This is a genomic window from Veillonella parvula, from assembly GCF_040097785.1.
In the GTDB taxonomy this organism is placed as follows: Bacteria; Bacillota; Negativicutes; order Veillonellales; family Veillonellaceae; genus Veillonella; species Veillonella parvula_D.
In genome coordinates, this window is sequence record NZ_JBBNNS010000007.1 from 1 (window position 1) to 15,256 (window position 15,256).

A 15,256-nucleotide genomic window follows, 5' to 3' on the forward strand; every position below is an offset into this window, starting at 1 on the left:
CTCTGGCTCTACCGATGAAAAATCCTTGAGCACAGGTGATGTGAAATTTAACGTAAAAGGGGAGAATGGTCTTACTACGGTTGCTAATGGCGACGATGTGACTGTTAAACTCGATGATGCAACTAAAGGTAAAGTCGACAATGCAGCTGATCGAGACTTGAGCAATTTGACTCCTGATGGTAAACAACAAGTTAAGGATTTAGCAGCTTGGAATGTAGTTGCTAATAATGAAACAGCTGAAAAGGTTGAAGGTGGTAACACTGTTAAGTTCATCGATGGTGATAACATTTCCATTACTCAAAATGGTAAAGACTTTACCATTTCCACTAAGAAAGATGTAACCTTTGATACGGTAACCGCTAACCAAACGATTACAGCGCCAAAAGTGAAAGCGACAACTGGCGTTGAAACACCTCAAGTAACGGGACTGACTAATACTGCTTGGGTTCCAGGTCAAACACAACCTGTATCTGGTCGTGCAGCTACAGAAGATCAATTGAAACAAGTTGATGATCAAGTAGCAGACAATAAAGCCAATATCGCTGATAATACAGATAAGATTGGTAAAAATGCTGATGCCATTGCAGACAACAAGCAAAAAATAGCCGACAATAAAACTGCAATTGATAAAAATACTGGCGATATTGCTACAAACAAAACAGATATTGCTACAAATAAAGACAATATTGCTGCGAACAAGCAAAAAATAGCTGACAATAAAACTGCAATTGATAAAAATACTGGTGACATTGTTACAAACAAAGCTGACATTGCAACTAATAAGGATAACATTGCAACCAATAAAGCTAACATCGACAAAAACACGACAGCTATCGGTCGTAAGATTTCTTTAGGTGGTAACTCTGGTTCTACCGACGAAAAATCCTTGAGCACAGGTGATGTGAAATTCAATGTTAAAGGTGAAAATGGTCTTACTACGGTTGCTAATGGCGACGATGTGACTGTTAAACTCGATGATGCAACTAAAGGTAAAGTCGACAATGCAGCTGATCGAGACTTGAGCAATTTGACTCCTGACGGTAAGCAACAAGTTAAGGATTTAGCAGCATGGAATGTAGTTGCTAATAATGAAATGGCTGAAAAGGTTGAAGGTGGCAACACTGTTAAGTTTATCGATGGTGATAACATTTCTATTACTCAAAATGGTAAAGACTTTACCATTTCCACTAAGAAAGATGTAACTTTTGATACGGTAATCGCTAACCAAACGATTACAGCGCCAAAAGTGAAAGCGACAACTGGCGTTGAAACACCTCAAGTAACAGGTTTGACTAATACTGCTTGGGTTCCAGGTCAAACACAACCTGTATCTGGCCGTGCAGCCACAGAAGATCAATTGAAAAAAGTTGATGATCAAGTAGCAACAAACAAAGCTAACATTGCGGACAATAAAGCTGCAATTGATAAAAATGCAGGCGATATTGCGACAAATAAAGGAGATATTGCAACCAATAAACAAAAAATAGCTGATAATAAAACAGCAATTGATAAAAATACTGTCGACATTGCTACAAACAAAGGGGATATTGCTTCTAATAAAGCTAATATTGCTCAAAATACTACGGCTATCGCTCGTAAAATTTCTTTAGGTGGTAACTCTGGTTCGACTGATGAAAAATCATTGAGCACAGGTGATGTGAAATTCAATGTTAAAGGTGAGAATGGTCTTACTACGGTTGCTAATGGTGACGATGTGACTGTTAAACTCGATGATGCAACTAGAAGTAAAGTCGACAATGCAGCTGATCGAGACTTGAGCAATTTGACTCCTGACGGTAAGCAACAAGTTAAGGATTTAGCAGCATGGAATGTAGTCGCTAATAATGAGACGGCTGAAAAGGTTGAAGGTGGCAACACTGTTAAGTTCATCGATGGCGATAATATTTCCATTACTCAAAATGGTAAAGATTTTACAATCGCAACTAAGAAAGATGCTACTTTTGATACTGTAACTGCAAATACAAAAATTACAGCTCCAGAAGTTGGTGGCTTGACTAATACCACTTGGGTTCCAGGGCAAACACAACCTGTATCTGGTCGTGCAGCTACAGAAGATCAATTGAAACAAGTTGATGATCAAGTAGCAAAAAATAAAGCCAATATTGCTGATAATACAGATAAGATTGGTAAAAATGCAGAGGCTATTGCGGATAACAAACAAAAAATAGCTGATAATAAAGCTGCAATTGATAGAAATGCTGCTGATATTGCTACCAATAAAGATAATATTGCGACGAATAAACAAAATATTGCTGATAACAAAGCGGCAATTTCTAAAAATGCTGGCGATATTGCAACAAATAAAGCTAATATTGATAAAAATAGAGAAGCCATTGCTCGCAAGATTTCTTTAGGTGGTAATACTGGGTCTACCGATGAGAAATCCTTGAGCACAGGTGATGTAAAATTCAATATTAAAGGTCAAAATGGTATTGTTACTGAAGCTAATGGCGAAGATGTAACTGTTAAATTAGATGATGCCACGGCTAATAAAATCAATAATGCAGCAAATATGGATTTGAGCAACTTAACAGATACTGGTAAACAACAAGTTAAAGATTTATCCGCATGGAATGTAGTAGCTAATGGTAATACTGCCGAAAAAGTTGAAGGTGGTAACACAGTTAAGTTTATCGATGGTGATAATATTTCCATTACTCAAAATGGTAAAGACTTCACAATTGCTACTAAACAAGACGTAACTTTCAATACTGTAAAAGCAAATCAAACAATTACCGCACCAAAAGTGAAAGCTACAGAAGGGGTAGAGACACCTCAAGTGACTGGCTTGACTAATAAAGAATGGATTTCTGGTCAAACACAACCTGTAAGCGGTCGTGCAGCCACAGAAGATCAATTGAAACAAGTTGATAATCAAGTAGCAGAAAATAAAGCCAATATTGCTGACAATAAGGATAAAATTAGTAAAAATACTGCTGATATTGCTGCCAATAAAGGCAATATTGCGACAAATAAACAAGATATTGCAGATAATAAAGCTGCAATTACAAAAAATGCTGGAGATATTGCAACCAATAAAGCTAATATTGCTAAGAATACAGAAGCTATTGCTCGTAAGATTTCTTTAGGTGGTAACACCGGTTCTACCGATGAAAAATCGTTGAGTACAGGCGATGCAAAATTCAATATTAAAGGCGAAAACGGTTTAACAACTGTAGCTAATGGTGAAGATGTAACTGTTAAGATTGATGATCAAACTAAAACAAAAATCGATAATGCAGCAAATCAAGATTTGAGCAACTTAACAGATGCTGGTAAACAACAAGTTAAAGATATATCTGCATGGAATGTAACGGCTGCTGGCGGTACCGTTGAAAAAGTACAAGGTAGTGATACCGTAAAATTCCAAGCTGGTGATAATCTTGTAGTTAACCAAGATAGAACTACTTTCACATATGGCTTGGCTAAAGACTTAAAAGGCCTAAACAGTGTTATTGTAGGTGATGAAAACGGTGTATCTACTAAAATCACTCCTGCAGGTACAACTGTGAAAGATGCAGCTGGCAACTCTACTACAATTAATGGGGGTGGTATGACTATTACTCCTGCAGATACAGCAGCTAGCCCTGTATCACTTACTGTAGACGGCTTAAATAATGGTGGCAACAAAATTCATGGAGTAGCGCCTGGCACAGCTGATACTGATGCAGTAAATGTTAGCCAATTGAAAGCATCTAATGCTGGTTTACAAGAAGCTGTTAACCGTGTTGGTACTGAAACACAACGTGTTGGTGCTCATGCAGCAGCTATGGCAGCGTTGAAACCAATTCAATATGATCCATTGGAACCAACACAAATTATGGCTGGTATTGGTAACTACCGTGGTGAAACTGCGGGTGCCATCGGTATTGCTCACTACCGAACTGAAGATACTATGTTCAACGTAGGTGTTTCACTTGGTACTAGCCATAACATGGTAAATGCAGGTGTAACGCATAAATTTGGTGGTAGTCGTGAAAGAAAAGACGCTATTCCAGAACGCTATAAGGCGGGGCCTATTAGCTCTGTTTATGTAATGCAAGATGAAGTATCTAGTCTCAAAAAAGAAAATAGTAATCAAAAAACGGTTATTGCTAATCAAGCAGCGCGTCTAAATACATTAGAAGCTGAAAATGAACGTCAACGTCAAGAATTGGCTGAAACTAAACAAGGCTTAGATGACTTGCGTGCCGTAGTAAATCAATTATTAGCTTCTAAAGGTTAAGAGTTGAGAACTAATTTTGATAATAGTCTAAGATAGTTATTTCTCTGTAAAACTAAAGAACCTCTTATACATTGTTGTACTTGATAGGGTATATACATTTCGTATAAGAGGTTCTTTTGCTATTTTGATATGTATTCTTATTTAAAATGCATAACATATGAATGACTTCTCATATGTTGTGTGATATAATACAGTGGAAATAAGAGGTAAAGTGATACCTCTATTATGTATGATCTTGCATGAATAGGAGATAGGATGTTAGACCGTATACAACGATGGCTTTCAATAGACACCATGTTGCCTGTTGCAGAACGATTAGGAGCTGTAGGAACTACAAAGCAGCTATATGGTAATTATTTAAAAATAGCTTGGCCAGCTACATTACAAGGCTTGATGTTACAATTTATGACTGCCATTGATTTGGCGATGGTTGGTGCCTTAGGTGCGTCAGCTCTTGCTTCGGTAGGCATTATGGGTCAACCTGAGATGGTAATGCTCATCTTTTGTCGAGCCTTATCCATTGCTGTGACAGCAATTATAGCTCGTCGTCATGGTGAAGGCGATGTAGATGGTATGAATGCCGTACTCAAGCAATCTATTTTATTGAATTTTTTAATTTATGTACCGTTATTATTGATATGTTTCTTGAACTTAGAGCATATTCTACGTTTTACGGGTGCTGAAGATGGCTATATTGAAACAGCCGTTTGGTATGGTCGTTTCATAGTTATTAGCTTAATATTTCAGTCCTTTAGCCAAATCGTAGGGGCTGCACTCATTGGATATGGTAACACTAAAGTTATTTTTAAATCTAATGTAGTAGGGAATATTTTGAATACGATAATGAATTTCTTCTTGATTTATGGTATTGGTTTCTTCCCTGAACTTGGCGTTATGGGGGCAGGTGTATCCACTATGATCAGTAGTGCTATTATTGCATTATTGTTGTTGCGTACGATTTCACAACATACTTCTACTGGATTAACATTGCGCCATCCGTCGAAATGGACTTTTGAAAGGCCCGTATTACATACAATGTTTCATGTCGGTGGCAGTTCTTTAGGAGAACAGTTCTTTGAGCGATTCGGTATGTATACATACACTATGATTGTTGCTTCCTTAGGTGCGGTACCTTTAGCAGCACATTACGTATGTATGAATTTAATGGATATATTTTACTATTTTGCGATGGGTCTTGGATTTGCAGGTGCATCTCATACTGGGCAAAGTCTGGGACACAAACGACCAGATATTGCACGTACTTATGGTAAAATTGGTGCTCGTATTGGTTTAGTCGTGGGCCTTGTAAGTGCATTAATCTTTATTGGTCCTGGTGATTTTTTAGTACAGTTATATACTCGTGAAAGTGATGTTGTCACACTTTCAGCCACTTTGATGGGCATTATGGCTATCGCTGCATTCCCTCAAGCATTACAGCAAGTGTATTCCGGTGTGTTGAAAGGGGCAGGAGATACATATTACATCATGAAATATTCTCTTGTAAGCGTAGCAATCATTCGTCCTATTATTACTTATTTATTGTGCATTACACTAGGTTTAGGACTTTTTGGGGCATGGTTATCTTTGTGCTTCGATCAGTCTCTAAGATTATGTTGTTCTTATTTGAGATTTATTCGAGGAACATGGCAACATAAGGTTGTTTAATGAGATGTAAATTCTTTTTCACATTGAAAGTTTTAGAAGGATTCATGAAAAAGAAGTGAATAAACTCTTGTCTATTAAAAATTTTTGATGTACAATACGTAATGTGAAAAAAATGACACATTGGGGAATGTGTTATCTGACCAGAAACTTCTGATTTCACGTATATATGTAAGGGATATACATATGAAATGATAAAAGCTTCCTTAGTGCATAAGGGAGCTTTTATTCGTTCAATTATAGTTAGATCTATTAGTATATATAATAATGATTTTGATGAACTTATAAGACCAGTAATTTTATTATTGTTAGAGAATCTTAAAAAAGATAAATAGTATTATAATTACGGGAATGTAATATGTGTAGAGAATCGCAGTAATTAGGCAATAGAGAGGGTTTAAATATTTATATTTATAATATTTATCGATAGATATAACTAAAAATTCATCAAATATTCATGAAGAATGTTGAATTATATTGAAAAAATGTGTAAAATATAAGCATATTATTACCAAAGCCTAAGTATTATAAGGGCTGTTTTTGGAGGGAATTATAATGAATAAAAAATTATTAGCTTTATTGGCAGTTGCTGCTGTAGGTGTGTCCGTAGCAGGTGCAACTCCTCAAACTCAATTCAATAAAGGTGAGTTTCAAGTTGATCTTGGTGCGTCTGATTCTAAAGCAAAAACTAAAGCTTGGACTTCTGATGCAAAATGGAACTTTGATGGTGGTGTAACATACGCTTTCACAGATAAAACAGCGTTGCAATACCAATACCATGGTTTGAACGATAAATATAACGGTATGAGCTATAGTGACAGAATGCAAGAAGTTAATTTGGTTCAATCCTTGAACAAAAATTTCGCAGTATATGGCGGTTATGCTCACATTTCTGGTGATGCATTCCCTAAAGCAAATAATATTGCTCAATTAGGTGTAATTGGTAAAGCTAACCTTGGCTCCAAAGTAGACGTTTATGGTAAAGCGGGTGTAGGGACTAAGAGAACTACTACTTGGGAAGCAGGTTTAGGTTATAAAGTTAACCAAGACTGGGATATTAATGCAGGGTATCGTTATATCAATACTAAACGTGATGATAAGTCCAATATTTCCTTCCAAGGTCCAGTAGTTGGATTATCTTACCGTTTTGGCGGTCACAAATCCGTAGCTCCTGTATACACTCCAGCGCCAGCTTCTGTATACACTCCGGCTCCAGCTCCTACTGTAGAAGCGCCTGCATATAAAACTCCTAAATTGGATTACTATGTACAATCTATCTACTTTGACTCCGACCAAGATGTTGCTCGTGCAGACCAATATCCAAACTTAACAGCTGCTGTAAATGCTGCTAACCAATATTCTCAAGACCAAGTTAAATTGATGGGTAACGCTGATACTGATGCAAATCCTCAATACAACATTGCTTTGTCTGAACGCCGCGTACAACATGTGGCTCAATATTTAGTTAACCATGGTGTATCTGCCGATCGTCTTATCGGTATTGCTAATGGTGATGTTAAACCAGTTGCAACTAACTCTACAGCAGCAGGTAAAGCTGAAAACCGTCGTGTAGACGTTTATATTCATCGCTAATCTCTAGACTAATCTAGATTAGGCCTACAATAAGTCCACCTTCAATCATGCTCTCTTGTTTATCGAGAATTCGAGCATGCGATAAGGTGGACTTTTGTGTTATACTAAAATTGCATACAATCCTAGGTCATACAATGTTCATTATGCTTTGGTAATGTATGCGATGTGAGAATCGTATAGTTATATAGGTGTAGCTTATTAATAGTGTTATGTGAAGTAGGTTATTATGAAAGAATTCAAATATTACAAACAGCTCATAGGAGCTATTATACTAGCGGGCATTATGATTATGATGGCACTACGTATAAGTGATATTGCTAGTGGTCTTGACGCTATCTTTACGGCTTTTGTTCCGCTCATTGTGGGTGCTTGTATTGCTTTCGTATTGGATATTCTAGTCGTTCGTTATGAACGATGGCTATGGCCTAAGTGTGACTCTGGATGGAAGTATAAAATACGTCGCCCGTTGAGTCTTTTGCTATCCTTTGTAACAATTAGTGTTATTGTGTATTTTATTGCTCGGATGGCTTTACCTCAATTGATTCATTCTATGTCGATTATTGTAGCTGCATCACCGCAATTGTATACGGATTTCCAAACATGGATGCAACATATTACAGAAACCATTCCAATGGCGTCGAATCAAACGATTATAGATGCCCTAAGTGGAGAGAATATTGCTAAATATACTCGTGAATGGGGGACAAAAGGTGGCACATATATTGTAAATGCAATGGGCACCGTATTGTCTTGGACTTTGAACATAGGTCTTGGCTTAATTTTTGCTGTTTATATGTTGCTTGATAAGGAACGCCTTATGTTACAAGGTAAACGTATATTAAAGGCTTATGCATCAGATGAGTGGGTAAGTCGAGTTAGTTATGTAACTCGTGTAGCAGTTCAAACATTCAGTAATTTTTTTGTAGGTCAGTTTATAGATGCCTTGGTTCTAGGCGTGATGGTAGGTATTACTTTATGGCTATTTAATATTGAATATGCTACAACGATTGCCTGTGTAATTGGTCTAACTGGTTTGATTCCACTATTAGGTATTTATGTTGGTGGTATCATTGGAGCCGTTATGCTACTTACTGTTAGCCCTATGGATGCTCTTATCTATGTAATTATTCTGGAGATACTACATCAAATTGAAAGTAACTTTATTTATCCTAAAATTGTAGGTAACTCTGTTGGATTACCAGGTTTGTGGGTATTTGCTGCTGTTATCGTAGGCGGTAGTTTGATGGGGGTTACTGGTATGTTGATCGGTGTACCTTTAGTGGCTACATGCTATAAATTGATTATGACTGATGTAGATGGACGACTTGCATCTAATGAAGGTTTATAGTATATTGTCTAAATGATATGACTATTTACATATTTTTCGTGTTGCTGAATATAGCATGAACTTATAGAAATTCTAGTGTACTAATAGTTTGATTAATAGAAACATGATATCTAGTAGGAGGATTATAATGAATAAAAAGTTGATTTCTATGGCATTAACGGGGGTATTAGCAGTGGGCATGTTATCCGTTGCTACACCAAGTGTGGCAGATGCACGCAAAACAAAGCCTGAAACAAGTACGGATATTTCTGTAAAACGTGCACCTGGCGAGTCCATAGTTATGACTATGAGCCAAATTGGAACTATTTTCCAAAATCGCTATCCTAATGCGGCGCTTCATTCTGTAGAGCTCAACTCTAATGACTTGAACTATGGTTATAAAGTAGTTGGTTATAGTAAGTATCATCAGTACAAGATGAAAATTGATGTAATCACTGGTAATGCTTCTGATATGGAAGAGGGGGGCAAACCTAAGAAAGTTATTGGTGAGATTTTTAATAAAGATAAAGTTATTGAATCAACACAAGCAGAACGTGTTGCAAAACAACAACTTGGAAATGATGCTGTTATGAAGGGCTGGAAAATTGAAGCTCATAATGGTAAAGTTTTATACTATGTGACTATGCATCAAGATGGTAAAAAAGTAGTTGTTACAGTAGATGCTGAGACAGGTGCTTATGTAGAACAATCTAAATCCTATAAATTACCACCTGAGCCAGATCAAGGCTTCGATGGTCGTAAAACAAATCTCGTTTGGGGTTCTGATATAGATATGGGCCGCTAACCTATCTATTGATGATTAATAAGAAAAGAGCCGAAGGCAATGCCTTTGGCTCTTTTTTGCGATTCCGATACTATAAAATATCGGTTGATAGTGCTCTTATGTTAGAATATTTTTTTTACAATAGATATGTTTGCAACAAAAGGACTGCGCCTAGGTTTAGTCCTTTTATTATTTATAACTATAGTTGTATTACCAACGATTTTCGTAGTACACTTGTGTCCACATGATAACCTCGACGAGGGATGGATGTGGGCTCATAGTTTCGCCTACAGTGATAACGGATCTAGGGTCCATTTCACGAGTAATACCTTTTTCACGTAAACGTTTAGTGCGTTCAGAAGCGATTTCTTCATTGATGGCTGTCAACGGAGTTACACCACTATTCATAAGGTTCACATAAGGCTGGAAGAGGATAGAGGCTTGAGGACCTACGACATGCATACCAAGGATATGGTTGGTGTCTTTATCTACCACAATTTTTACAAATCCATCGTTTATATCTCCAGGGTTGATACCCATTGCATAGCCTTTTGCAGTGGAGGAGTAGAAGTTCTTCCCAACTCCTACATTGTAACCCGCTTTGATAGCTTCAGCCTCTGTGAGACCTACACTACCAATTTCAGGATAGGAGAAAGTAACTTTTGGTAATGTATCATACTTTGCCCAACGGTAATCATCTTCACTTGTTGCATAGAAGAGATTGTGAGCAATGATATCTGCTTCGTAGTTTGCACGGTGACGGAATGCCGACTCCCCATTGACATCACCTAAAGCGTAGATACCATCAACGGATGTTTCTAAAAATTCGTTAGTTTTGATCCAGCCTTTAGGCCGTGTTTCAATACCAGTATTTTCTAGGTGAAGTTCTTCCACAGCTGGATGGATACCTGCAGCTACAAGGATTTCTTCAACTTTAGTTTCTGTAATTTGGCCAGTAGTACGATCTTTAGTAACTACAACTTTAAGGCCATCTTCTTGACGGATTTCAACAGTGTCTTGGTTTAGAAGTACGTTAATACCACGTTCTCTGTAGTTGTTAAGTAAGTGTTCCGATATATCTGCATCTTCTTTAGGAACTAAACGTACATTATGTTGTAGAATTGTTACTTTTGTACCAGCGGAATCAAATACATGAGCGAACTCAACACCAATCGGACCCGCACCAAGTACAGCAAGGGATTTATATGGCTGTTTAGGGAATTTATCACCAAAGAGACTTTCACTAGTAAGGAAACCTGATTCTTGAAGACCTGGTACATTAGGTACATTACTATAGCCACCAGTACCAAGGATAATTGTAGGCGCTGTAATTTCTACAATGCCAGACCCATCGTTAAGATGGATGTTCATCACTTTATCAGATACAAAGCTTGCTGCACCACGATACACATCTACGTTGTCATAGGCATTGTAATAATCATAGATGCCTGCAGATTCGTCAATTTTATGCCAAGTACGCTTGGACACTGTGTCCCAGTCCATAGTAGCAGGTCCAACGTTAACGCCAATTTTTTTGAATTCTTTTGTTTCTTGAATTGCATTAGCTGCTGTAACCATAACTTTTGTAGGAATACAACCGCGAGTTAGACATGTACCACCAAATTTACCTTTTTCTATGATTGCCACTTTAAGGCCTTTTTTGAGCGCAGCATCAGCTACGATGGTTGCGCCGCCTGTACCAACTACAATAATATCGTATTGTTTCATGTTGATTCCTTCCTATATATCTACTAATAGTTATTATCATTAACTATATTATACCACTATATTGAAGAAAATCAATATAGTTTGTTAGTGATTGGTGAAAGTTTATATTTAGTTAATCTAAATACATAATATCATTTCCAGAAAATTAAGAGGCACAGATATATGTAACTTTCACAAAGCCTTATAAAATAATATATAATTAGTTTACAAAAAAAAGACGGTCCCAAAGGACCGTCTAAAAAATTTTAGTTCCAATCTTGATGATAACCGCGTTTTGCATAATCAGCAGTAGCAGTGAAGAGGATATCTGTGCTAGAGTTAAGTGCAGTTTCCGTGGAATCTTGTAATACGCCGATAATAAAGCCTACGCCTACAACTTGCATTGCTACATCATTGGATATACCGAATAGGGAACAAGCCAATGGAATAAGTAACAAGGAACCGCCTGCAACACCGGAAGCCCCACATGCACCTATAGTGGCAATAACAGATAATAGGATTGCGGTAGGAATATCTACAACGATACCTAATGTATGCGCCGCAGCTAATGTCATGATTGTGATTGTAATTGCTGCACCCCCCATATTGATTGTGGCTCCTAATGGAATGGATACGGAATACATATCTGGATTAAGTTTCAATCGTTTGGCTAAATCAAGGTTTACGGGAATGTTTGCAGCAGAACTACGTGTAAAGAACGCATAGATTGCAGATTCTCGTAAGCATTTGAATACCAATGGGTATGGATTACGACGAAGGTAAATAAAGGATAAAATTGGATTGATTACTAGTGCTACAAAGATCATAGAACCAAGTAATAATACGAGTAATTGAAAGTACCCAATCAAGGCTTCGATGCCGTTAGTAGCAATGGATTCTGCTACAAGGCCCATAATACCAAGAGGGGCGAATCGAATGATCCAACCTACTACAGTAGTAATAGCTTGTGCAATGGACTCCATAACTTCCTTCGTATTCATCGGTGCATGGCGTAAAGCACCACCAATGATAAGTGCCCAACCTAAAATACCAATGTAGTTAGCAGTCATTAATGCTTTTACAGGATTATCAACTACATTTTTTAGTAATGTTGTCATAACCTCTACGATACCTTGAGGTGGTGCGGCATCGGCTGCACCTGCTGCTAGGTGTAATGTAGTAGGGAAAAAGAAGCTTACGATTACTGCTAAAGCCGCAGATAGGAATGTACCTAGTAAATATAAGGTTATAACAGAGCCCATACCTGTTTTTTGTCCAGAGCGATGTTTACTAATCGCAGCAATTACTAAGAAAAATACGAGGATAGGGGCGATACCTTTTAGCGCTCCAACGAAGAGGACTCCTAATAAAGCAAGTTCATTGGCCACATCTGGCACATAAAGAGCAGTTAAAATACCAATAATCAAACCTATGATAATTTGTTGGATTAGACTGACTCTATTGATTGATTTTACAAATCGATTCATAGTACACTCCAATACTTATATAAAAAACAAATAAAACTCCATGATAAAGTATCCTTTCAACATGGACATATGTCATTATACAACGAACATGAAATGGTGGCAATAGATATTATAATCGATAGCCGTATATATTTATTATAAATATAGGTAAAAAATAGATATGTGTGTTTAGTTCTATATTATGTAGCGGAAAATACTAAATACCAGTGTTTTTAGTAGATATGTATATATTACATAGTCATTATATAGAGTATATATATTAGGATTCTTTTTAGCGTTCCTATAGTGTGGTATACTATGCCATATATAATTCTTGAACATAGTTCTTGATTTGTGAAAGGTCCATAATGAATACTAAAGAATTTAAAACGTATGCAGATAAAGAGAAATTTGTACAAGGCGTTTTTTCTAATATTGCAAAAAACTATGACTTAATGAATACGGTGTTAAGCTTTGGACAAGATTATTTTTGGCGTAAATTCTCTGTAAAAGCGATGAATATCGGTCCTCACCAATATGTACTTGATGTGGCATGTGGCACTTGTGTATTTACGAAGGAAGCATTACGTCAAGAGCCCACTTTGAAGGTAGAGGCATTAGATTTTAATAGTGAAATGCTAAATCAAGGTCGTGTTCGTATTGAGGCTGCTGGTTTACTTAATCAAGTAAATTTAGTACAAGGTGATGCCATGGCCTTACCATATGAGGATAATACATTTGATGCTGCAATGAGTGGCTTTGCAATGCGAAATGTTCCAGATATTAAGCAGGTATTGTCTGAAATGCAACGCGTGGTAAAACCAGGGGGGAAGGTTGTGGTGTTAGAACTTGCAAAACCAAGTATGTTTGGGTTTAAACAGTTATATAACTTCTATTTTTCATATATATTGCCTATTATAGGAAAATTGAGCAAAGATAACTCTTCCTATGCCTGGCTTCCAGAATCTTTACGTAGATACCCACATCAAAGTGAGATTTTAGAAATCTGGAAATCTCTTGGATATGAAAATGCCACCTATCATGAATTGACAGGCGGCATTGTAGCTGTACACGAAGGTGTGGTACCGAAAAATTCTATTGTAGATAATAAGTGATGTTAGCGTCTTGGGAAACTATTAAAGAGCCTTTTTCTACAGGCGTAGCAGTTTCGAGAGCTGCTTTTAGCATTACTGGGTTACGATAGTAACCAGAGTCCATTGTGCTAGTTTCAGTTGTGCTAATGGAAACAGTTTTTACTGGTCCCAATGTACGACCGAGGGCAGCTGCGATAACTTCTGCTTTATGGCGACCGTTTTGAATCGCTTCTGTAGTTAAAGAATCAGATAATTGTTGAGACACATCATTTTGGAATGAAAGGTTGTTGATGTCGTTAGCACCAGCGCTAACAGCGGCATCGACAACCTTTCCTACGTTATCAAGGTTATTGATCTTAACTGTTACATGATTTGATACATTGTAACCTGTATTGATGCGTTTGCCGTCTTGATAGTCGCTCGTTGGATTGATGGAAATGCTAGATGTATAGATGTCTTTTTTTGCAACACCTAAGTTAGCTAATTGACTAATTAAATTACTCATAATACGATCATTATTAGATTTTGCAGCATTGATATTGGTATTTTGGCTTGTAATACCAAGTGTTAAAATCGCATAGTTAGGTGCTACAGATCGAGACGCTTGACCAGTAATATTAATTTCTGAAGTATCAAATGTGCCCTGTGGTGCAGCTAATGTGGTAGTTCCCATAGTAGCACATATAGCAGCTATAGCTACAGCTTTTGATAATAAATGTTTTGATAGTTTCATACTCAATCTCCTTACAATAATGTAATATTCATATTGGTAAACGCTAATAAAAGAAAACTAATTTGTGCTGGAAGTTCTTTATTACAGCTACATTGTACATGATTAATTGTGTAAAATCAATTATTAGGTTTATGATTAAAAATGAAAATAAAATGAAGATTTTGTAAAATTGAGAATTGGGGGTTGCGATTATATTTTCATTGTACTATAATATGCATACAGTCGTTTGAGCGGCTGTTTCTTAATGAGTGTAGCAATACACTTAGAGGTTTAAAATGAACTTCAAAAAGATTATAAAATGTGTTGACATGAAAGTGGTCATAATGTTATTATAATCAAGTCGTCAATTACGACAGTACTTAATAATGAAGTAGTGCAAATTGATAACAGATCTTTGAAAACTGAACAATGATAGGTAATCAATCAAAACGATTGAACATATGCCAGAGTGCGGGTTTTGACATAGTCAAAACCAACCATAATTCAAAGCTACTTAATAGTAGCGATAACAAAAACGAATGAGCTATTCAAATAGCTTCAAGATATCTTGGAGAGTTTGATCCTGGCTCAGGACGAACGCTGGCGGCGTGCTTAACACATGCAAGTCGAACGAAGAGCGATGGAAGCTTGCTTCTATCAATCTT

At 36.9% G+C, this 15,256-nt stretch carries 9 protein-coding genes and 1 rRNA gene; 7 read left to right on the forward strand and 3 right to left on the reverse strand.

The genetic code is table 11. The features are described 5' to 3' along the window. The 5 genes from AAA071_RS09375 to AAA071_RS09395 all read left to right on the forward strand — a co-directional run. On the forward strand, positions 1–4,246 hold a 4,246-nt coding region (locus tag AAA071_RS09375), incomplete at its 5' end, for a YadA-like family protein (protein ID WP_349234146.1). 255 nt (positions 4,247–4,501) lie between these two features. Further along, positions 4,502–5,911, forward strand: a complete 1,410-nt coding sequence (locus AAA071_RS09380; protein WP_008602691.1) for an MATE family efflux transporter — start codon at positions 4,502–4,504, stop codon at positions 5,909–5,911. 552 nt (positions 5,912–6,463) lie between these two features. Then, a complete protein-coding gene (locus AAA071_RS09385) occupies positions 6,464–7,501 on the forward strand; it encodes an OmpA family protein (protein WP_349234147.1) in 1,038 nt (345 codons plus the stop codon). Positions 7,502–7,727: 226 nt separating this feature from the next. Continuing rightward, positions 7,728–8,849 carry an AI-2E family transporter gene (locus AAA071_RS09390; protein ID WP_008602687.1) on the forward strand — a complete coding sequence of 374 codons (1,122 nt, stop codon included), beginning with the start codon at positions 7,728–7,730 and terminating at the stop codon, positions 8,847–8,849. A 127-nt stretch (positions 8,850–8,976) separates the two neighbouring features. After that, complete coding sequence (locus AAA071_RS09395; protein ID WP_004692962.1) at positions 8,977–9,633, forward strand: PepSY domain-containing protein; 657 nt, start codon at positions 8,977–8,979, stop codon at positions 9,631–9,633. A 189-nt stretch (positions 9,634–9,822) separates the two neighbouring features. Here AAA071_RS09395 and AAA071_RS09400 read toward each other — a convergent pair whose 3' ends face one another. Beyond that, positions 9,823–11,340, reverse strand: a complete 1,518-nt coding sequence (locus AAA071_RS09400; protein WP_349234148.1) for a dihydrolipoyl dehydrogenase family protein — start codon at positions 11,338–11,340, stop codon at positions 9,823–9,825. A gap of 245 nt (positions 11,341–11,585) precedes the next feature. Next, entirely contained in the window at positions 11,586–12,806 is a 1,221-nt protein-coding gene (gene sstT / locus AAA071_RS09405) for a serine/threonine transporter SstT (protein ID WP_004692960.1), read from the reverse strand. Positions 12,807–13,153: 347 nt separating this feature from the next. Here sstT and AAA071_RS09410 point away from each other — a divergent pair, with 347 nt between their 5' ends. Continuing rightward, complete coding sequence (locus AAA071_RS09410) at positions 13,154–13,900, forward strand: ubiquinone/menaquinone biosynthesis methyltransferase (protein WP_227065767.1); 747 nt, start codon at positions 13,154–13,156, stop codon at positions 13,898–13,900. On the opposite strand, the gene AAA071_RS09415 is transcribed toward AAA071_RS09410, so the two are convergent. Then, on the reverse strand, positions 13,881–14,612 hold the full coding sequence (locus AAA071_RS09415; protein WP_004692958.1) for an SIMPL domain-containing protein: 732 nt from the start codon (positions 14,610–14,612) through the stop codon (positions 13,881–13,883). The two genes, AAA071_RS09410 and AAA071_RS09415, sit on opposite strands and share 20 nt — an antisense overlap. Before the next feature lie 544 nt (positions 14,613–15,156). On the opposite strand from AAA071_RS09415, the gene AAA071_RS09420 reads away from it, so the two are divergent. Beyond that, positions 15,157–15,256: ribosomal RNA gene (locus AAA071_RS09420) — 16S ribosomal RNA — on the forward strand; the annotation flags it as partial.